Annotated in this window: 19 protein-coding genes and 1 riboswitch; of the genes, 14 read left to right on the forward strand and 5 right to left on the reverse strand. The window is 33.8% G+C overall.

Features of this window, described 5'->3' with window-relative positions:
• The first annotated feature begins 69 nt into the window (after positions 1-69).
• A riboswitch (cyclic di-AMP (ydaO/yuaA leader) is annotated at positions 70-216 on the forward strand.
• A 143-nt stretch (positions 217-359) separates the two neighbouring features.
• The 12 genes from AC3WTA_RS16895 to AC3WTA_RS16950 all read left to right on the forward strand — a co-directional run bounded on the left by AC3WTA_RS16895 (position 360) and on the right by AC3WTA_RS16950 (position 13608).
• A complete protein-coding gene (locus AC3WTA_RS16895; protein WP_000254869.1) occupies positions 360-2186 on the forward strand; it encodes an APC family permease in 1827 nt (608 codons plus the stop codon).
• A gap of 593 nt (positions 2187-2779) precedes the next feature.
• The gene (gene nheA / locus AC3WTA_RS16900) at positions 2780-3940 is read left to right on the forward strand and encodes a non-hemolytic enterotoxin NHE subunit A (RefSeq protein ID WP_000751846.1); all 1161 of its coding nucleotides are present in this window, start codon (positions 2780-2782) and stop codon (positions 3938-3940) included.
• A 31-nt stretch (positions 3941-3971) separates the two neighbouring features.
• On the forward strand, positions 3972-5180 hold the full coding sequence (gene nheB / locus AC3WTA_RS16905) for a non-hemolytic enterotoxin NHE subunit B (RefSeq protein ID WP_000162959.1): 1209 nt from the start codon (positions 3972-3974) through the stop codon (positions 5178-5180).
• A 107-nt stretch (positions 5181-5287) separates the two neighbouring features.
• On the forward strand, positions 5288-6367 hold the full coding sequence (gene nheC, locus AC3WTA_RS16910) for a non-hemolytic enterotoxin NHE subunit C (protein WP_000415291.1): 1080 nt from the start codon (positions 5288-5290) through the stop codon (positions 6365-6367).
• Positions 6368-6598: 231 nt separating this feature from the next.
• The gene (locus AC3WTA_RS16915; protein ID WP_000432982.1) at positions 6599-7225 is read left to right on the forward strand and encodes a LysE family translocator; all 627 of its coding nucleotides are present in this window, start codon (positions 6599-6601) and stop codon (positions 7223-7225) included.
• Between the two features lie 368 nt (positions 7226-7593).
• Positions 7594-8541 (forward strand): DNA-binding transcriptional repressor DeoR, encoded by a 948-nt coding sequence (gene deoR, locus AC3WTA_RS16920; protein WP_000356569.1) that lies wholly within the window; start codon positions 7594-7596, stop codon positions 8539-8541.
• Positions 8542-8848: 307 nt separating this feature from the next.
• Entirely contained in the window at positions 8849-9520 is a 672-nt protein-coding gene (gene deoC / locus AC3WTA_RS16925) for a deoxyribose-phosphate aldolase (RefSeq protein ID WP_001017440.1), read from the forward strand.
• Between the two features lie 102 nt (positions 9521-9622).
• On the forward strand, positions 9623-10804 hold the full coding sequence (locus tag AC3WTA_RS16930) for a NupC/NupG family nucleoside CNT transporter (protein ID WP_000876170.1): 1182 nt from the start codon (positions 9623-9625) through the stop codon (positions 10802-10804).
• 36 nt (positions 10805-10840) lie between these two features.
• Positions 10841-12142, forward strand: coding sequence for a pyrimidine-nucleoside phosphorylase (locus AC3WTA_RS16935; protein WP_001983022.1), 1302 nt, complete (start codon positions 10841-10843; stop codon positions 12140-12142).
• Positions 12143-12175: 33 nt separating this feature from the next.
• Positions 12176-12571 carry a cytidine deaminase gene (locus tag AC3WTA_RS16940; RefSeq protein WP_000358522.1) on the forward strand — a complete coding sequence of 132 codons (396 nt, stop codon included), beginning with the start codon at positions 12176-12178 and terminating at the stop codon, positions 12569-12571.
• Between the two features lie 146 nt (positions 12572-12717).
• A complete protein-coding gene (locus AC3WTA_RS16945; RefSeq protein ID WP_000737866.1) occupies positions 12718-13113 on the forward strand; it encodes a DUF2871 domain-containing protein in 396 nt (131 codons plus the stop codon).
• Between the two features lie 15 nt (positions 13114-13128).
• The gene (locus AC3WTA_RS16950) at positions 13129-13608 is read left to right on the forward strand and encodes a CcdC family protein (RefSeq protein WP_000561061.1); all 480 of its coding nucleotides are present in this window, start codon (positions 13129-13131) and stop codon (positions 13606-13608) included.
• A gap of 50 nt (positions 13609-13658) precedes the next feature.
• Here the strand turns inward: AC3WTA_RS16950 and AC3WTA_RS16955 are convergent, their stop codons facing one another.
• Positions 13659-13889: a DUF896 domain-containing protein gene (locus tag AC3WTA_RS16955; RefSeq protein WP_000789778.1), complete on the reverse strand. Its 231-nt coding sequence runs from the start codon at positions 13887-13889 to the stop codon at positions 13659-13661.
• Between the two features lie 146 nt (positions 13890-14035).
• On the reverse strand, positions 14036-14743 hold the full coding sequence (locus AC3WTA_RS16960; protein WP_492332939.1) for an alpha/beta fold hydrolase: 708 nt from the start codon (positions 14741-14743) through the stop codon (positions 14036-14038).
• 143 nt (positions 14744-14886) lie between these two features.
• On the opposite strand from AC3WTA_RS16960, the gene AC3WTA_RS16965 reads away from it, so the two are divergent.
• A complete protein-coding gene (locus AC3WTA_RS16965; RefSeq protein ID WP_001100316.1) occupies positions 14887-15759 on the forward strand; it encodes a LysR family transcriptional regulator in 873 nt (290 codons plus the stop codon).
• Positions 15760-15804: 45 nt separating this feature from the next.
• Here AC3WTA_RS16965 and AC3WTA_RS16970 read toward each other — a convergent pair whose 3' ends face one another.
• Together AC3WTA_RS16970 and AC3WTA_RS16975 are read right to left on the reverse strand one after the other, a co-directional pair.
• Positions 15805-16521, reverse strand: coding sequence for an urease accessory protein UreH domain-containing protein (locus tag AC3WTA_RS16970; RefSeq protein ID WP_000493103.1), 717 nt, complete (start codon positions 16519-16521; stop codon positions 15805-15807).
• Between the two features lie 15 nt (positions 16522-16536).
• Positions 16537-17520 (reverse strand): F510_1955 family glycosylhydrolase, encoded by a 984-nt coding sequence (locus AC3WTA_RS16975; protein WP_000683840.1) that lies wholly within the window; start codon positions 17518-17520, stop codon positions 16537-16539.
• 221 nt (positions 17521-17741) lie between these two features.
• Here AC3WTA_RS16975 and AC3WTA_RS16980 point away from each other — a divergent pair, with 221 nt between their 5' ends.
• Positions 17742-19025 carry an aminopeptidase P family protein gene (locus AC3WTA_RS16980; RefSeq protein ID WP_000843009.1) on the forward strand — a complete coding sequence of 428 codons (1284 nt, stop codon included), beginning with the start codon at positions 17742-17744 and terminating at the stop codon, positions 19023-19025.
• A 187-nt stretch (positions 19026-19212) separates the two neighbouring features.
• Here the strand turns inward: AC3WTA_RS16980 and AC3WTA_RS16985 are convergent, their stop codons facing one another.
• Positions 19213-19758 carry a hypothetical protein gene (locus tag AC3WTA_RS16985; protein ID WP_000458518.1) on the reverse strand — a complete coding sequence of 182 codons (546 nt, stop codon included), beginning with the start codon at positions 19756-19758 and terminating at the stop codon, positions 19213-19215.
• Between the last annotated feature and the right edge of the window lie 131 nt (positions 19759-19889).

Raw genomic sequence — 19889 nt, forward strand, 5'->3', positions numbered from 1 at the left:
ATTTTTTTCTTTTTCAAAATTTTTGTTTACATTTTGAAAATAAAGGAGTATTATAATCCACAGTTTCAATTTTCTAAATCGCTGAAACCGCATGGTGCGGGGGACCCGTTCTTATGGATTAGTACTTAATCCAATGGGGTGAATCCTTGAAAAAGGTAGGGCTACTCATAGGCCCGAATCCGACAGCTAACCTCGTAAGCGTTATATTGAGAAGGAAGGTGGAGCTTGTGCGACAAAAAATATAATGTCTACAAGTCTATTTCGTTATGGCTTGTAGACATTTTTGTTTTCTGAAGAAATTGTTTATCCGCTGTAACTAGCAGAATCGTTCGTACAAAATTATTGGAGAGTGGATAGCATTGGTTTCATCTATTAAAAGGTTTTTAATTGGAAGACCGTTAAAATCAACTGAGTTAGGAGAGCAAAAGCTTAATAAAACGAAGGCGTTAGCCATTTTATCTTCTGACGCATTGTCATCGGTTGCATACGGACCAGAGCAAATTTTAATTGCTTTAGCAGGTCTTGGAGCGATTGCTTATTGGTATTCAATTCCAATCGCTGTTGGGGTATTAGTGTTATTGACAGCCCTTATTTTATCTTATCGTCAAATTATTTTTGCTTATCCTCATGGCGGAGGCGCGTATGTTGTATCAAAAGAAAATTTAGGGATGAATCCAGGGTTAATAGCTGGAGGATCTTTATTAGTCGATTATATTTTAACTGTGGCAGTAAGTGTGTCCGCAGGTACAGATGCGCTCACATCAGCTTTTCCAAGTTTACATGCACATAATGTAATCATTGCGATTATATTTGTTATATTGATTACTATTTTAAATTTAAGAGGGGTAACGGAATCAGCTTCCGTTTTAGCATATCCGGTTTATTTATTCGTTCTAGCACTATTTATATTGATTGGGGTAGGGATATACAATATTTTAACTGGTCACGTTTCACCGACTTTACACACGCCGATTGGAACGCCGGTTGCGGGAATTAGTTTGTTCTTACTGCTACGAGCATTTGCATCGGGTAGTTCGGCTTTAACAGGTGTTGAGGCAATCTCTAACGCAATTCCAAACTTTAAGGATCCTGCACCTAACAATGCAGCGAAAACATTGCTTGCAATGGGTGCATTACTTGCCGTTTTATTTTCAGGAATTGTCTTTTTAGCTTATTATTACGGAATTAATCCAAGTAAGGAAGTAACAGTTGTTTCACAAATTGCTGAACAAACTTTTGGACGTAATTTCATGTACTATTTCATACAAGGTACAACTGCTTTAATATTAATTCTTGCTGCTAATACAGGTTATTCTGCATTTCCACTATTAGCAGTTAACCTTGCAAAAGACAAATTTATACCGAGAATGTTTACGATTAGAGGAGACCGCCTAGGTTACTCAAACGGTATTATTATACTTGGGATAGCTTCGATTATTTTAATTGTAGCTTTCCAAGGGCAAACAGAACATTTAATCCCGTTATATGCAGTAGGTGTATTTATTCCATTTACACTTTCTCAAACGGGTATGGTATTAAAATGGCTTCGTGAAAAACCTGAAGGATGGGCTTTGAGATTAACGGTTAATTTAATTGGTGCAGTTATTAGTTTTATCGTAATGAGCATGTTCTTTTTAACTAAATTTGCACAAGTTTGGTCAATCCTTATTTTCTTACCTGCCATCATCTTCTTGTTCCATAGAATTAAGAAGCATTACGATGCAGTGGGCGATCAATTAAGTTTAAAAACTTGTGAACCACTTGTTCCAATTGAGGGAAATGTAATTGTCGTTCCTGTAGCGGGCATGACTCATGTGGTGGAAAATTCATTGAACTATGCGAAGGCTCTTTCTGCAGATCAAGTTATCGCTGTATATGTTGCTTTTGACAGAGAAGAGGAAAAGAAATTTGAAGAGAAATGGAAGAAGTGGCAACCTGAAGTAAGACTTGTTACCTTACATTCTCACTATAGAAGTATTATTCAACCGCTAACAAAGTTTATTGATACAGTGCAATATAAAGCGAGTGAATCAAATTACCGAGTTACTGTCGTTATACCACAGTTCATTCCGAAAAAAGGTTGGCATAACATTCTTCATAATCAGTCTAGTTTACTCATTCGTGCGTATTTACTCTATAAAAGAAATGTTGTTATTACAACAGTTCCATATCATTTGAAAAAGTAAGAAGATTTTTTAAGGATAGCTTTACGAAAGTGAAGCTATCCTTTTTGTGTATACGCTATGCATAATTGCATATGAACCTAAAAGATATACTGATATAATTTTTATATCTATGAGTAAGTAGGAGTTTTTGTTGTGATATATGGATATTTCAATTGAAAAAGTGAAGTGGATTATATTTTGAAATAAGGACAGGAAAGCTTGAAAATAAAGGGAATTAAAATACTTCTTTACGATAGATAAATAGCTGTGTTTAAATGACCTTACAGTACAAAACTTACATGAAAACAAAACGAAATTTCATATTTGCGTACGTTATTTAGCTTAAAATGAATAATATTTTTATGTAATACATTCACTGTGTGAATGTGGAAATGGCTATGAAATAGAAATTTTATACAATGTTATTCATACTAATCACATATGAAATGTTTTAGAACGATAAGTGAGTACTGTAGCAATAAAAGTTGGGAGAGATGGTTCGTACATGAATCACGGTAAGAACGTTCTCTATTTTAACCATCTCAAATTACGTGCAAGAAAATAGAATAATAAAATGCGATAGTAATAGTTGCTAATACATAGGAGGAGTTAAAGTGAAAAAGACTTTAATTACAGGGTTATTGGTTACAGCAGTATCTACGAGTTGTTTTATTCCTGTAAGCGCTTACGCTAAGGAGGGGCAAACAGAAGTGAAAACAGTATATGCACAAAATGTAATTGCTCCAAATACATTATCCAATTCAATTAGAATGTTAGGATCACAGTCACCACTTATACAAGCATACGGATTAGTTATTTTACAACAGCCAGACATTAAGGTAAATGCTATGAGTAGCTTAACAAATCATCAAAAGTTTGCAAAGGCAAATGTACGAGAGTGGATTGATGAATATAATCCGAAGCTAATCGACTTAAATCAAGAGATGATGAGATATAGTACTAGATTTAATAGTTATTATAGTAAGCTCTATGAACTAGCAGGAAACATAAATGAAGATGAAAAGGCAAAAGCAGATTTTACAAGTGCATATGGAAAATTACAATTGCAAGTACAAAGCATCCAAGAGAGTATGGAGCAAGACTTATTTGAGTTAAATCGATTTAAAACGGTATTAGACAAAGATAGTAGCAACTTATCAATTAAAGCTGATGAAGCGATAAAAACGCTACAAGGATCAAGTGGAGATATTGTGAAATTACGAGAAGATATTAAAAGAATTCAAGGGGAAATTCAAGCGGAATTAACGACTATTTTGAATAGACCTCAAGAAATTATTAAAGGTTCTATTAATATCGGTAAACAAGTATTTACAATTACAAATCAAACTGCACAAACGAAAACAATTGATTTCGTTTCTATCGGTACTTTAAGTAATGAAATTGTAAATGCTGCAGATAGCCAAACGAGAGAAGCAGCTCTTCGCATTCAGCAAAAGCAAAAAGAGCTATTACCACTTATTCAAAAGTTATCACAAACTGAAGCAGAGGCAACACAAATTACATTCGTCGAAGATCAAGTAAGTAGCTTTACAGAACTAATTGATCGCCAAATCTCAACTTTAGAAACGTTATTAACGGATTGGAAAGTTTTAAATAGTAATATGATCCAAATTCAAAAGAATGTTGAAGAAGGCACGTATACAGACAGTAGTTTACTACAAAAACATTTCAACCAAATTAAAAAAGTAAGTGATGAAATGAATAAGCAAACAAATCAATTTGAAGATTACGTTACAAACGTTGAAGTACATTAAAAATAAGTAACGATATAGGGAGAGAAGAAAAATGACAAAAAAACCTTATAAAGTAATGGCTCTATCAGCACTTATGGCAGTATTTGCAGCAGGAAACATCATGCCAGCCCATACGTATGCAGCTGAAAGTGCAGTGAAACAGGCTCCAGTTCATGCGGTAGCAAAAGCTTATAATGACTATGAGGAATACTCATTAGGACCAGAAGGCTTAAAAGATGCAATGGAAAGAACAGGTTCAAACGCTTTAGTAATGGATCTGTACGCTTTAACAATTATTAAACAAGGTAATGTTAACTTTGGTAATGTATCGTCTGTTGATGCGGCTTTAAAAGGGAAAGTAATTCAGCACCAGGATACAGCTAGAGGAAATGCGAAGCAATGGTTAGATGTATTAAAACCACAGCTTATTTCAACGAATCAAAATATTATTAATTACAATACGAAATTCCAAAACTATTATGATACTTTAGTTGCTGCGGTAGATGCAAAGGATAAAGCAACTCTTACGAAAGGTTTAACTAGATTATCAAGTAGTATTAATGAAAATAAAGCGCAAGTAGATCAGCTAGTAGAAGACTTGAAGAAATTCCGAAACAAAATGACGTCCGATACGCAAAACTTCAAAGGTGATGCAAATCAAATTACATCTATATTAGCTAGTCAAGATGCTGGAATTCCGCTTCTGCAAAATCAAATTACAACGTACAATGAAGCAATTAGTAAATATAATGCAATTATTATCGGTTCATCTGTTGCGACAGCTCTAGGGCCAATTGCAATTATTGGTGGTGCAGTAGTTATTGCTACAGGTGCAGGAACGCCGCTAGGAGTCGCATTAATTGCAGGTGGTGCAGCAGCTGTAGGCGGTGGTACAGCTGGTATCGTATTAGCGAAGAAAGAACTTGATAATGCACAAGCTGAAATTCAAAAAATAACAGGACAAGTTACAACTGCTCAATTAGAAGTAGCTGGGTTAACGAACATTAAAACACAAACGGAGTATTTAACAAATACAATAGATACTGCAATTACAGCGTTGCAAAATATTTCAAATCAATGGTATACAATGGGATCAAAATACAATTCTTTACTTCAAAATGTAGATTCAATTAGTCCGAATGACCTTGTTTTCATTAAAGAAGATTTAAACATTGCGAAAGATAGCTGGAAAAACATTAAAGACTATGCAGAAAAGATTTATGCTGAAGATATTAAAGTAGTAGATACGAAAAAAGCTTAATCAAATACGAATCGTTAGAGCGTTACGTATTGATGAATGATTTGAAGCTCCTGTTCAGTTGTGGGCAGGAGCTTTTTATACCTTTATAAAGAGAATAGGTGAAAAGTATGGAGAAAAGATTTTATAAGAAATGTCTTTTAGCAATAATGATTGCTGGAGTGGCAACGAGTAATGTGCTTCCTTTACATCCTTTTGCAGCGGAACAAAACGTAAAAACATTGCAAGAAAATGCGAAAAACTATTCTCTAGGGCCAGCTGGATTCCAAGATGTTATGGCGCAAACGACATCGAGCATATTTGCAATGGATTCATATGCAAAATTAATTCAAAATCAGCAAGAGACTGATTTGAGTAAAATAAGTTCCATTAATAGTGAGTTTAAAGGAAATATGATTCAGCACCAAAGAGATGCAAAAACTAATGCAGCGTATTGGTTAAATTATATGAAGCCTCAAATTATGAAAACAGATCAAAATATTATTAATTACAATAATACTTTTCAAGCGTATTATAATAGCATGCTAATAGCGATTGATCAAAAGGATAGCGGAAAATTAAAAGCGGATTTAGAAAAGTTGTATGCAGATATTGTAAAGAATCAAAATGAGGTAGATGTATTATTAAGGGATTTGAAAGCTTTTCGCGATAGAATGGCGAAAGACACAAATAGTTTTAAAGAGGATACAAATCAATTAACAGCGATATTGGCAAGTACGAATGCTGGCATTCCAGCTCTAGAGCAACAAATAAATACATATAACGATTCAATAAAAAAGAGTAATGATATGGTCATTGCTGGTGGTGTACTTTGCGTAGCGTTAATAACATGTCTTGCTGGCGGACCGATGATTGCCATTGCGAAAAAAGATATCGCAAATGCAGAAAGAGAAATAGCCAATTTAAAAGATAGAATTTCTGGAGCACAAGCAGAAGTTGCAATTTTGACTGATGTGAAAAATAAAACAACAAACATGACAGAAACAATTGATGCAGCAATTACAGCACTGCAAAATATATCAAATCAATGGTATACGGTAGGGGCAAAATACAATAATTTACTACAAAACGTAAAAGGAATCAGTCCTGAAGAATTTACCTTCATAAAAGAAGATTTAAATACAGCAAAAGATAGCTGGAAAGATGTAAAAGATTATACAGAAAAATTACATGAAGGCGTGGCGAAGTAAACAGTGGACTAGTTCCGCTGTTTATTTTTCATCCTTTTTTGTGAGAGTTGGACTTGTAATTTGATATATAAACTTGCCATGTTTTTTGTTAATGTAGCTTTGGGGTCATGTTTAATCAAATCGATACTAATAACTTAGATAAACTTCTGATCAAGCTTTTTATATTTAATGTTTTAATGAAAAAAGCTATACTGTAAGCAAAATTAAAAATTGGAAAGGAAGTACTAGAACATGGAAAATTATTTGTTATTTATCCTTACAGCAATGTTAATCATAATAATGCCTGGTCCTGGTTTTGCACTAGTTACAAAAAACACTATCTCGCATGGTAAAAATGGTGGGATAAAGACTGTCTTAGGAACGATATCTGGAATGATGATTCATACAATAATGGCTACGCTAGGACTCTCTGCCATCCTAATGAAATTTGCTATGTTATTTACATTTATAAAATATGCTGGGGCTTTTTATTTAATTTACTTAGCTGTGAAGTCAATTAAAAGTGCTTTACATAAAAAAGAAGATATGTCAGGTTCAGTAGAAATGGACTCTAAGGATATTGGGGCAATTAAAAGCTTTAGACAAGGATTTACTACGGCAATTTTAAACCCAAAAACTGCTGTGTTTTTCCTTAGTTTTTTACCCCAATTTATTGTAAGTAATCAAAATCATTTCCTCCAATTTCTTGTATTAGGAGTCACATTTACGACTTTGACAGCAATATGGTATTTACTGTATATCTCACTCATACGCCAATTAAGAACTTTTCTAAGAAAAGAAAGAGTGAACCGTACAATAGAGGGTATTACGGGCGCAGTATTATTAGTATTTGGAGTTAGATTGTTTTTCCAAAAATAAATATGTATATGAAAAGAGAAATAATCAATAGTGGTTATTTCTCTTATTTACTTATTCTAAAACTACCATTTTACAATTGATTTCATACCTTCATACTAATTTTACACACGTATCTAATTTGAACTTTAAAAATAAGTTCCTCAATAACCTGACCGGTTTGCTTTATAAGAAAAAATCTTACATTATGAGGGGCGGGCTGATAATCGGTAGGGGGATGGACAAAAAACCATTGATTAAAGTGTCATTGCATACATTAAGTGAAGTAGCAGTGTAGGCGGATAAAATTCGGTAGTCGAAATTTCTTGCATAAAGCTGTATAATGCTTGTAACGAAAAGGAAATACAGGAAAGGATATGTAATGAGTTACTATGGATAAAGATAAACAACAATTAAGCGTTGAAGTTGCAAGATTATATTATCAATCAGATTATAGTCAGCAGGAAATTGCTAATAAATTAAATATTTCAAGGCCGACTATCTCTAGATTATTAAAGTACGCGAAAGAAAAAGGATTTGTTCAAATTAGCATAGCCGATCCATTTGCTGATTTAGATAACGTTGGAAATTTACTGAAAGAAAAGTACAACTTATTAGAGGCGCATGTCGTTTTTTCACCAGTGCCAGAATATGCAACGATTACAGAGTATATTAGTAAATATGCAGCTGAGTATATGGAAAAGACGGTTAAAAACGGTGATATCGTTGGTGTAAGTTGGGGAATGACGATGTATGAAATCGCTAGAAAAATCGTACCGCAACATGTAAAAGGTGTAGAAGTTGTTCAGTTAAAAGGTGGTATTAGTCATTCGAGTGTAAATACATATGCGAATGAAACGATTGCTTTATTTGCAGATGCTTTTCAAACGACGCCAAGAAATCTACCCCTTCCAGTTATATTTGATAATGCAGTGACAAAAGAATTAGTAGAGCAGGATCGACATATCCATCACATTATCGAAATGGGGAAACAAGCGAATATTGCAATTTTCACTGTAGGAACAGTGCGAGACGAAGCACTATTATTCCGATTAGGTTATTTTGATAAGGATGAAACGAGTTTACTCAAAAAACAATCGGTCGGTGACATTTGTTCAAGATTCTTTGATGGGAACGGAAATATTAGTAGTGAAGAAATTAATAAGCGGACTATTGGAATTGAGTTAGAAGAACTGAAATTAAAGAAACGCTCTATTTTAGTTGCCGGTGGTAATAGAAAAATAAAATCAATTGATGGTGCGTTACGTGGCGGGTATGCAAATGTATTAATTATTGATCAGCATACGGCGAAGGAATTGTTACATTATCAAAAAGATTAAAAATAAAAGGCTTTCTCAAGATGTTAATTTTGAGAAAGCCTTTTATTTTGTTATGTATGAATTATGGGAGTGTTTTTTGAATACAAATTGCCTTTTTAAAAATAATTATGGATATTGAGATACATACTACCATTGTTAATATAAAAGTTTTGATTTTAAATATGAATTGTTTCTTAGTTAGAATGCGCTTTATTTACTGCAAGAAAATTCCTTTTCGAAAAGAATGAACAAAATTTCAAAAGTGTATTTACATTTGTTCAACTAAGGGTTAGAATGAAGTTGTTAAAAGATATGAGGAGTGAAGATAATGAATATTGCAAAGTTAATTGACCATACAATTTTAAAAGCTAATACTACAAAAGAAGATGTTATGAAAGTAATCGAAGAAGCAAAGGAATATAAATTCGCTTCAGTTTGTATTAATCCTACATGGGTAAAGCTAGCTGCTGACGAATTAGCTGGACATGATGTAGATGTTTGTACTGTAATCGGTTTCCCATTAGGAGCAAGCACTACTGAAACAAAAGCATTTGAAACAAAAGATGCTATCGCAAAAGGTGCAACTGAAGTTGACATGGTAATCAACGTAGGCGCTTTAAAAGACGGTGACAATGAGTTCGTTGAAAAAGATATTTATGAAGTAGTACAAGCAGCAAAAGGAAAAGCTCTTGTAAAAGTAATCATTGAAACTTGCCTATTAACAGATGAAGAGAAAGTACGCGCTTGTGAATTATCAGTAAAAGCTGGTGCTGACTTCGTAAAAACTTCAACTGGATTCTCAACTGGCGGAGCAACTGCTGAAGACATCGCATTAATGCGCAAAACAGTTGGACCAAACGTTGGTGTAAAAGCATCTGGTGGCGTTCGTACACGTGAAGATGCAGACAAAATGGTAGCTGCAGGAGCTTCTCGCGTTGGAGCAAGTGCTAGTGTTGCAATCGTATTAAATGATGCAAAAGGTGCTACAGATAACTACTAAACATTAATGAAGTCAAAAGCAATAGATACACAAAGTAAAGTGTATCTATTGCTTTAACAATTGAAAAAAATGTAAGCGGATACGGATGGGAGGAGACGGCTTATGAAATATTTAATCGGTATTTTTGGCCTCGTATTGATTTTAGGTATCGCTTGGCTTGCTAGTAATGATAGAAAGAAAGTCAAATATCGCCCAATCATAACGATGGTTATATTACAATTCATTTTGGGGTTTTTATTATTAAATACAAGTGTAGGGAATATATTAATTAGCGGAATAGCAGATGGTTTTGGAGAGCTATTAAAATATGCCGCTGACGGTGTGAATTTCGTATTTGGTGGATTAGTAAATCAAAAAGAGTTTTCGTTCTTTTTAAGTGTATTAATGCCAATCGTATTTATCTCAGCTTTAATAGGTATTTTGCAACACATTAAAGTATTACCTATTATTGTGAAATCTATCGGTCTAGCATTAAGTAAAGTAAATGGAATGGGGAAACTAGAATCATATAACGCTGTTGCTTCTGCGATTTTAGGACAATCTGAAGTGTTTATTTCAGTTAAGAAACAACTAGGATTATTGCCAGAGAAAAGAATGTATACATTATGTGCATCTGCAATGTCTACCGTTTCAATGTCTATCGTTGGATCGTATATGGTGTTATTAAAACCACAATATGTTGTAACCGCTTTAGTGCTTAACTTATTCGGTGGTTTTATTATCGCTTCTATCATTAACCCTTATGAAGTTACTGAAGAAGAAGATATGTTAGAAGTACAAGAAGAAGAGAAAAAGACTTTCTTTGAAGTATTAGGGGAATACATTATAGATGGATTTAAAGTTGCAATTACAGTAGCAGCTATGTTAGTCGGTTTCGTTGCTTTAATCGCATTCATTAATGCAGTATTTAAAGGTGTAATCGGTATTTCATTCCAAGAAATTCTTGGTTATGTATTTGCACCATTTGCATTTATTATGGGTGTACCTTGGCATGAAGCAGTTAATGCCGGAAATATTATGGCAACAAAATTAGTATCAAATGAATTTGTCGCTATGACAGATTTAGCACAAGGAAACTTTAATTTCTCAGATAGAACGACAGCGATTATATCTGTATTCTTAGTTTCATTTGCAAACTTCTCTTCAATTGGAATTATTGCAGGGGCAGTTAAGAGCTTAAATGAAAAGCAAGGGAATGTAGTCGCAAGATTTGGTTTGAAATTACTTTTCGGTGCAACATTAGTAAGTTTCTTATCAGCAACGATCGTTGGCTTATTATTTTAATAGATTCATATCATATAAAAAGGAATGGTGATTGTAATGAGAATGGTAGATATTATTGCAAAAAAACGTGACGGCAAAGAATTAACGACTGAAGAAATCAAATTCTTTATTAATGGATATACAGACGGAAGTATTCCTGATTATCAAGTGAGTGCACTTGCAATGGCAATCTTCTTTAAAGATATGACAGATCGCGAACGTGCAGATTTAACGATGGCGATGGTTGAGTCTGGAGAAACGATTGACTTATCAGCAATTGAAGGAATTAAAGTAGACAAACATTCAACTGGCGGTGTTGGTGATACAACAACATTAGTATTAGGACCATTAGTAGCTGCTTTAGATGTACCAGTAGCAAAAATGTCTGGTCGTGGATTAGGACATACAGGCGGAACAATTGATAAATTAGAAGCGGTAGAAGGATTCCACGTTGAAATTACGAAAGAGCAGTTCATTGATATTGTAAACCGTGACAAAGTAGCTGTTATTGGACAAACTGGAAACTTAACACCTGCAGATAAAAAGATTTATGCATTACGTGATGTAACAGGAACAGTAAACTCAATTCCATTAATCGCGAGTTCAATTATGAGTAAAAAAATTGCAGCTGGTGCTGACGCAATCGTACTTGATGTAAAAACAGGTGCTGGCGCATTTATGAAAACAGAAGAAGATGCAAAAGAATTAGCTCATGCAATGGTGCGTATCGGAAATAATGTAGGACGTCAAACTATGGCTGTTATTTCAGACATGTCACAACCTCTTGGATTTGCAATTGGTAACGCTCTAGAAGTGAAAGAAGCGATTGATACGTTAAAAGGTGAAGGCCCAGAAGATTTAACGGAATTAGTACTTGTATTAGGAAGTCAAATGGTCGTACTTGCGAAAAAAGCAAATACGTTAGAAGAAGCTCGTGAAATGCTAATTGAAGTTATGAAAAACGGAAAAGCAACTGAGAAGTTTAAAGAGTTCTTAAGCAATCAAGGCGGAGATAGTTCAATTGTAGACAATCCAGAAAAAATGCCACAGGCGAAGTATGTAATTGATGTACCTGCAAAAACTTCAGGTGTTATTTCTAACATTGTTGCAGATGAAATTGGTATCGCAGCTATGCTACTTGGTGCTGGCCGTGCGACAAAAGAAGATGAAATCGATTTAGCAGTAGGATTAATGTTACGTAAAAAAGTTGGCGATGCAGTAAAAGAAGGCGAGCCATTCGTAACAATCTATGCAAATCGTGAAAATGTAGAAGATGTAAAAGCAAAAATTTACGAAAATATTTCTATCGCTGAAACAGCAGTGGCTCCTAAATTAGTTCATACAGTTATTACTGACTAATCATAATTACACATACTTTAAGGGGGAAATAATATGGATAAGAAAAAATATATCGAAGAAGCAAATAAGATGTTAGCAAAAGCATATATTCCGTATTCGAAATTTCCTGTTGGCGCAGCATTAGTTACGAAAGAAGGTAAAATCTATACTGGTTGTAATATAGAAAATGCTTCTTACGGTTTATGTAACTGTGCAGAAAGAACAGCGATCTTTAAAGCAGTATCAGAAGGAGAGCGCGACTTTAGTTACTTAGTTATTACAGGCGAAACGGACGGACCGATTTCACCATGTGGTGCTTGTAGACAAGTAATTGCTGAATTCTGTGAACCGAAAATGCCAGTTTTACTAACGAATGTAAAAGGTGATGAAAAAGAAGTGACTGTTGAGCAATTACTTCCAGGTGCTTTCTCAATAGAAGATTTAAAATAAGTTGAAAAGTCATTCCGCAAATATTAATTGTGGAATGGCTTTTTTACTTTCAAAAGTTGGATGTAATATTTTGTTCATATTCCGTTCATAAACTTTCCGTAAAATGATTGCAGCGAATATAGAAAGTTTACAGCAGGAGGAATAGAATGAAGAAATTATATAATGCAGCATTCATTTACTTAATTATCGGTTTATTATCAGGAGTATTTGCAAGAGAGTATTCGAAAGCACAAGGAATTAAAGGATCCACAATGTTGCAATTAGTGCATACACACGTATTGGTGCTCGGCTTCGTCTTCTTTTTAATCGCTTTGGCTCTATTTAAAGTATTTAATGTCCATGAAACAAAGAGTTTTCGTGCATGGTTTGTTGTTTATAATGTAGGATTAATGTTTACTATTGCTACAATGTTATGGAGAGGTCTTCTACAAGTAAACGGAACTGACTTTAACGGTCTAAGCCATATGGCTGGATTAGGTCATGTCATTATAAGTATCGGGCTCGTTTGGTTTATGATTTTACTTAAAAAATCTTTTAAATAGATAGGAGTGGATAGTATGATAGCACTTTTATCAAGTATTGTAGCAGTTTGTATGGCTGTTGGTGTCATGTTTCTTCGCTTTAAAGCAGCGAAAAAACCGGTAACGAAAAAGAAAATTATATTACCACCAATCTTTATGAGTACTGGCGCAATGATGTACTTCTTACCGGAGTTTCGATTAACATCGTTAGAAATAGTAGAGGCAATTAGCCTAGGACTTATTTTCTCTATATTGCTTATTAAAACAACTAAGTTTGAAATAAGAAGTGAACATATATATATGAAACCGTCAAAAGCATTCATATTTATTTTAGTCGGATTATTGGCTGTACGAGTAGCGTTAAAATCATATTTAAGTCAATCAATTGATTTAGCAGAGTTAAGTGGAATGTTTTTCTTACTCGCATTTGCGATGATTGTTTCGTGGAGAATTGCGATGTATCGCTCATTTACTAAATTGGAAAAAATAATAAAAAGAGCTGGAATTTCTAAATAGGAATTCCGGCTCTTTTTATGTTTTATACGATTGTTTTTTTAGCTTTGATTTCATTTGCTTAATTTTAAACGTATTTGAGCATCTTGTAATGCGGCTGGTGTAACGTTAAGACCATATTGATCAACAATTTTTGTGTTTAATAAAATGGAATCCAAGCTTCCACGAAATGTTTTTGTATAGTTTTGACGCAACATTTGTTGTTCTTGTTTTTCGTCAACTGTTAATCCAGATGCTTTTTCTTTTTTTGATAATTCGTTAATACGGAATAAAATGTTTTTCATTTTGTTCACCTCTAATTTTAAATTAAATTAGTTACTTACTAATTTATAGTTATTTTAACTTTTTTATATGAATATGTCAAGAAGGGTAAAAGAAAAGTAGACACCCGTATTACAGTAAGTGGGTGTCTACAAGGAAAATATAAAGCTTAGCTTAATTCATGTAAGTGACTAACAAGTTCTGATGTTTTAGAGAAGAACGGTGAATGATCAGCTTCTAAAGTAATAACCTTCGCGCAAGGAGTTTCTGTATTCATTCGGCGCTGAAAATCAATTGGAATCGCTCTATCTAGAGTTGTTTCAATATAAATGCGATCTATAGTTCCGAAGTTTTCTTCAGAAATTTTTAGCTCTTGTTGAAACGGTCCTAGTGGCTGAGGACGCATTTGTTTGAAAGAAGATTCTTTAATAGCTGCATTTTCTGTAGCATTTAAAAATGTTTGTTCAGTCAACTCTGGTATAAGTTCTGCAGTCATGTCATTCTCATTAATTGAGAATTGTGGACCAGCTTCACCATCTAATTTACTACTAAGACTTTCTCCGTTTTGTGGTAAGAATGCGCAAAGATATACTAATTTATCGATTTTATTTGGTATAAGTTCAGCTGTTTGCGTGATTACAATTCCACCCATACTATGTCCAACAAGAATAATTTTTTCATTTTGTTGATCTATAGTAGCTGTTACTGCATTAACATAAGAATCTAGCGTTATATTTTGTAATGGAGTCATATCTTTTCCACTTCCAGGTAAGTCTAGTGTAACAACTGTATGTCCGAAAGCCTCTAGTTGAGGTTTTACTAATTCCCATGCCCATTCACCTTGCCATGCTCCATGTATTAAAATGTAAGTACTCATTTAATCAACACTCCTCTAATGTTTATATGCCTTATTTTTTCGTAATATTGATGATGTATACTTAGTGTATAGGAAGTGGTTTGATAAATATAATGAAGGTTATTTATAGATGATATAAATATCTTTTATATAAGGAGAACAGAATGAACGTTTTTGATTTTAAAGTTTTTAAAAATGTGGCTCGGTTGAACAGCATTAGTTTAGCAGCGAAAGAATTACATATGACACAGCCCGCTATAACTCATATCATAAACAAATTAGAGAAACGATATGCTTTAACTTTATTTGATCGCTCTAGACAAGGAACGATGTTAACTGAAAATGGAAAGGAATTTTTAGTTTGTGTAGATCGACTTCTAATGGAGTATGAAAACCTTGAAGAAACAGTTTTACAATTAAAAAATAGAAGCTTGTATAAGATTGTACTAGCTACGTATCCTTCCGTTACTGTATATTGTTTGGCGGAGTGTATCCAACTAGGTAATATTGATCAAAGTCAGTACGTGCTTGCAGTTCGAGAAGGAAGCTATCAAGAAGTATTAGATTGGCTGTCTTCTGGAAGTGCTGATTTTTCTATTTCTATAAAAGAAAATTTAATACCAGGATTTCATTATGAAGTTATTGGTGAAGATCCTTATGTTATGGTTTCTTCAAAGACAATTCCACCTAACCTTACTATTAAAGAGTTGAAAAATTATCCTTTTATTATGCCGCTTTCTGGTTGTAAAGAAGTACTTGAACCATATTTGATGAAAAATGAAATAACAGTTAATAAAGTGATGGAGTCAGAGTCAATTAGCTCGGCATTAGCACTTACTGTACAAGTTAACGGTATAACAATCGTTCCGTTATCAGGACTGCATAAACAAATCATTCATGACTTTATCGTGCAACCGATAGAAATTAAAATTCCACGACAACTTATTATGCAATGGTCACCTAAAAAAGAGAATGATCCGCTGTTCTTAGCGTTTGTTAAGAATTTACTAAATCAACTACAACAAAAGAAAAAATGATACAAAAGGTAAGCTCATTTCACTGAAGCTTACCCTTTGTATGTATTACCAATAAAGAGTAGTATCATAAAGTCCGATTAATATCAGAAGAACACCGGCTATAAGCTGAATAATTTTCCCTATTTTTCGGCTCTTTTTCAGTAATGCTCCGTTTAATCCGAGGTAGAAGATGATGAACATAAGGACAACGATTGGTAGAGCAGTTCCTATCGAAAAGAATGTTGGAAACAAGTAACCATAATTATATGAGAAAGATAAAGGGATTAACGTTCCAAAAAATAGAACGAACATGGTCGGACAGAAAGCTAAGGAAAAGAAGAATCCAAGTAAAAATGAGCCAACTTCATTTTGTTTTCGTATAAATTTGATTGAGAAGAAACTTCTGCTCTTTATAATACCTGCCAACATTAACCCCATTAAAATTAATAAAGGTCCAATTATTTTTCGTAACCATGGGAAGTACAAAGTTAATGTTTGCTGAAACTCTTTTCCTAAAAACCATACTAGTAGTCCAATCGTTGTAAAAGCTATTATTTTTCCTAAAATGAATAACAATATATGTTTCCATGCATGTCCTTTTTGTAAAGATTGATTGCCATAAAGTGTAACAGCGCTAATGTTTCCTGTTAATTGGCAAGGAGCAAGGGTTCCTACTACGCCTAATAAAAACGGAAATAATAGAGGTACTGATTTCGTAGCACTCGCGACATCCATTAAAGGAGACATGAGTTGATAGCTCCATTCACTAATTGTTGAAAACACGTTATATTCACCTTTCTAATTAAATTGGAATGCGCCCTCCTTAGTAATCTGCTTCCACGTTGTACCATCATCTGCAGAAAGGAACACATTTGCTTTCATTGTAGCAAATACTATTTCAGCTGAATTTTGAGGGTTTTGTGAAATATACATAATTGCATCTTTAGGATCTAAAGGTGGAATTTGTATATTTGTCTCTTCATTTGTAGCAATTGATTTCTTCGTTATTATTTGCTTATTGATAGGGGAGTAAATAACATCTTCATTACTTAATGTAACTGCGGTCGATTCAAGTGATGTAGAGAATAGTTCAAATGTATTTCCGTAATCTGTAGATAAGTAAACACCGTCTTTAGCACTTACCGCGACTACACTAGACTGATCAGGATGTACTGAAAAGGAATGAATTGTACTTGAAAGACCTTTTAACTTACTATTTTTCCATTCTTGACCGTTGTTCGTACTGAAATAAAAGCCTTGTTGCAATTTGGAATTAGGACGCTCATTGTATAAATAAATTGCTTCCGTATTGTATCCGACAGCAAGGTTATGAAAATCAGATTCTCCATAAAAAGCTAGCTTTTCAAGGGTATTACCGCCATCAGAACTTTTCATTAACCCTAAAGGATTTTTTAAATTTGCGCCTGGTGCAGGATGACCACTGGCAAAGAATCCGTTCTTCGTTGCCTGAAATCCCATATAATCATGTAGCTCAGTCTTAGTTTCAAGCCATTTTCCATTTTGATAAACTTTTATCCCGCTATGAGTGGCGATAGAAACCCCAGGCATATTTCCTGCATAGCCAATTCCGTGAATGTGCTCGATTTTTCCAAATGTAGTTTCCTTATAGAAGTTTTGCGGAATTGTATTTGCTGTTTCTGTATGTTTTGGCTGAGATTGCACCGTGTCTTTCTTCACTGGTGCTGTTTCTGCGTTGCTAGAACATCCTGTAATGAACAATAAAGAAGTAATTGCTAATCCTGTTGCTACATAATGTTTCAAAGTAGTAGCTCCTTTCCTATATATGAGATTTTAAGTATATGGAATAAATGTCAAGAAATTGTGGAGTGGTATGCATAATTTCGATTGTAAGTGGCCCTAGTAATGAAAAATTTCCTTTCACTATGAGTACTATTAATTGACGAAAAATTATAACAATAATAGAATGAATTGTATTGGGTAATTAGATTTACCAGTATACATAGAACGCTAGGGGGAATATTATGAAATCAACATTTTTTGCTCAAAATAGAGAACGATTAGTAAACACATTACCAGATGAATCTATTACTATTTTATTTGCTGGACAAGCACCTCATATGTCAGCGGATGCACATTATAAATTTGTGCCGAATCGAAATTTTTACTATGTAACAGGAATCGAGGAACCAAATGTTATTTTCATGTTGAAGAAGTTTGGAAATAGTGTTGAAGAAACACTGTTCATTGAAAAATCGGATCCAGTCATGGAAAAATGGGTCGGTAAAACAGTTTCTAACAAAGAAGCAGAGAAAATTTCAGGTATAAAGAAAGTTGTATATTTAGATAGCTTTGAAAAGACAATTTCAAATATACTTTTTACAGAAAATGTGAAGCATCTATATTTAGATTTAGAGCGTCGTGAGTGGAATGGTACGGAGACCAAAACGCATGCTTTTGCTAAACATGTAAGAGAACAGTATCCACACGTTTTAATTGGTAATGTATATCCGAATATTTGTGAATTACGAGTGTTTAAAACAGAAGAAGAAGTTGAAATTATTAAAGAAGCGATTGCTGTAACGAAAGAGGGCATTTACAACGTACTTAAGCATGCAAAAGCAGACATGATGGAGTATGAATTAGAAGCTCAGTTTGATTTCACATTGAAGTCATCTGGCATTAAGCATCATGCATTCAATACAATTTTGGCAAGTGGGAAAAATGCTACAGTTCTTCATTATGAAGATAATGATGCACAAATTCAAAATGGTGATTTAGTACTGCTAGATTTAGGCGCTCAAAAAGATTACTATAATGCTGATATTAGTTATACATTCCCGGCAAATGGAACATTCTCTAGTCGCCAAAAACAAATGTATAATATTGTATTAAAAGCATTGAAAGAAACAACAGAACTCATTAAGCCAGGAGTAAAGTTTGCTGCATTAAATGAGCATACAAAAAAGGTACTAGCAGAAGAGTGTAAAGAAATTGGTTTAATTCAAGAAGACGAGGAACTATCTAAATACTATTATCATGGTGTTAGCCATTTCCTTGGTTTAGATACGCATGATGTAGGGACATACAAAGATAGAGTATTAGAAGAAGGCATGGTTATAACAATTGAACCTGGTCTTTATATTGAAGAAGAATCAATTGGAATTCGTATTGAAGATGATATTCTTGTAACGAAAGACGGACATGAAAACTTGTCAAAAGATATTATTAGAGAAGTTGAAGAGATTGAAGCGTTTATGAGAGAAAACAATGTAAATGTAAAAAAAGATGAAGTTGTTACGAAATAATCATTAGAAGAGGCGCTCAATTTTGGGCGTCTTTTTATTTTGTTCATTTTAAACCTCGATATTTTTTCGAAAAGCCTTTTCTGTTTATAAATCTGATTATGTTCCAAAACCAAACATTCCTAATAAGCCAGAATAATATGAAGCAGTTATCCTATGGATAGCTGCTTATTCATTTTCGGTGCAAGTATCAATGTATATGTTGATCATGCCCAGGTGAAGGTGGGGGAGTATGATCTGGGAATGTCACGAATACGGCAACGATAATTATCACACTAATTGATAGTAATAACAAAAAACGCCGTTGAATAAAAGTAGAAAAGGTGTCTGATAAAAGTTGAATCATACATGACATAGTTATTGTTATCGTAAGTAAAAGACTAATAAACAGTATACTATGAGCTTGTTGAGCGTTTAACATTTCTGTAATCATTGCTCCCATCATACTTGCCATTAATCCAGAAAACATTCCTTCTAAAGCGGTAAATAGGTGAAACCGTAGACCGACTAAAAAACCGATACAACTACTAATCAAAATCGCAAGCAAAGTAGAATATAGTAATTCACCTTTAAAAAGAATACCTAAATAAAAACCGATACTTAAACCCGTACTCATACTAAAAGACATAATAAATACCATATACTCCATTAGGGTACCCTTGCGTTTAGATATATATGATGTAATAAGAATCGAGATACAACAAAGTGTTAAGGCGGTTAATGTGTAAGCGAACATTATGATACCTCCCTGTCCTATCATTCATTTCATCATATGTTCATATGGAGAGTACTTATGCTTATTTATATCTGCATATTATCTGCACAATTTCATAAATGTAAGCAAGAAGGCTTCTGATTTTTTGGGAC

The organism is Bacillus sp. EB106-07-01-XG149 (assembly GCF_058791555.1).

Coding starts and splice junctions, on each gene's coding strand:
- nheB (WP_000162959.1), top strand. CDS start 3,972: ATGACAAAAAAACCTTATAAAGTAATGGCTCTATCAGCACTTATGGCA.
- nheC (WP_000415291.1), top strand. CDS start 5,288: ATGGAGAAAAGATTTTATAAGAAATGTCTTTTAGCAATAATGATTGCT.
- AC3WTA_RS16915 (WP_000432982.1), top strand. CDS start 6,599: ATGGAAAATTATTTGTTATTTATCCTTACAGCAATGTTAATCATAATA.
- deoR (WP_000356569.1), top strand. CDS start 7,594: ATGGATAAAGATAAACAACAATTAAGCGTTGAAGTTGCAAGATTATAT.
- deoC (WP_001017440.1), top strand. CDS start 8,849: ATGAATATTGCAAAGTTAATTGACCATACAATTTTAAAAGCTAATACT.
- AC3WTA_RS16930 (WP_000876170.1), top strand. CDS start 9,623: ATGAAATATTTAATCGGTATTTTTGGCCTCGTATTGATTTTAGGTATC.
- AC3WTA_RS16935 (WP_001983022.1), top strand. CDS start 10,841: ATGAGAATGGTAGATATTATTGCAAAAAAACGTGACGGCAAAGAATTA.
- AC3WTA_RS16940 (WP_000358522.1), top strand. CDS start 12,176: ATGGATAAGAAAAAATATATCGAAGAAGCAAATAAGATGTTAGCAAAA.
- AC3WTA_RS16945 (WP_000737866.1), top strand. CDS start 12,718: ATGAAGAAATTATATAATGCAGCATTCATTTACTTAATTATCGGTTTA.
- AC3WTA_RS16950 (WP_000561061.1), top strand. CDS start 13,129: ATGATAGCACTTTTATCAAGTATTGTAGCAGTTTGTATGGCTGTTGGT.
- AC3WTA_RS16955 (WP_000789778.1), bottom strand. CDS start 13,889: ATGAAAAACATTTTATTCCGTATTAACGAATTATCAAAAAAAGAAAAA.
- AC3WTA_RS16960 (WP_492332939.1), bottom strand. CDS start 14,743: ATGAGTACTTACATTTTAATACATGGAGCATGGCAAGGTGAATGGGCA.
- AC3WTA_RS16965 (WP_001100316.1), top strand. CDS start 14,887: ATGAACGTTTTTGATTTTAAAGTTTTTAAAAATGTGGCTCGGTTGAAC.
- AC3WTA_RS16980 (WP_000843009.1), top strand. CDS start 17,742: ATGAAATCAACATTTTTTGCTCAAAATAGAGAACGATTAGTAAACACA.
- AC3WTA_RS16985 (WP_000458518.1), bottom strand. CDS start 19,758: ATGTTCGCTTACACATTAACCGCCTTAACACTTTGTTGTATCTCGATT.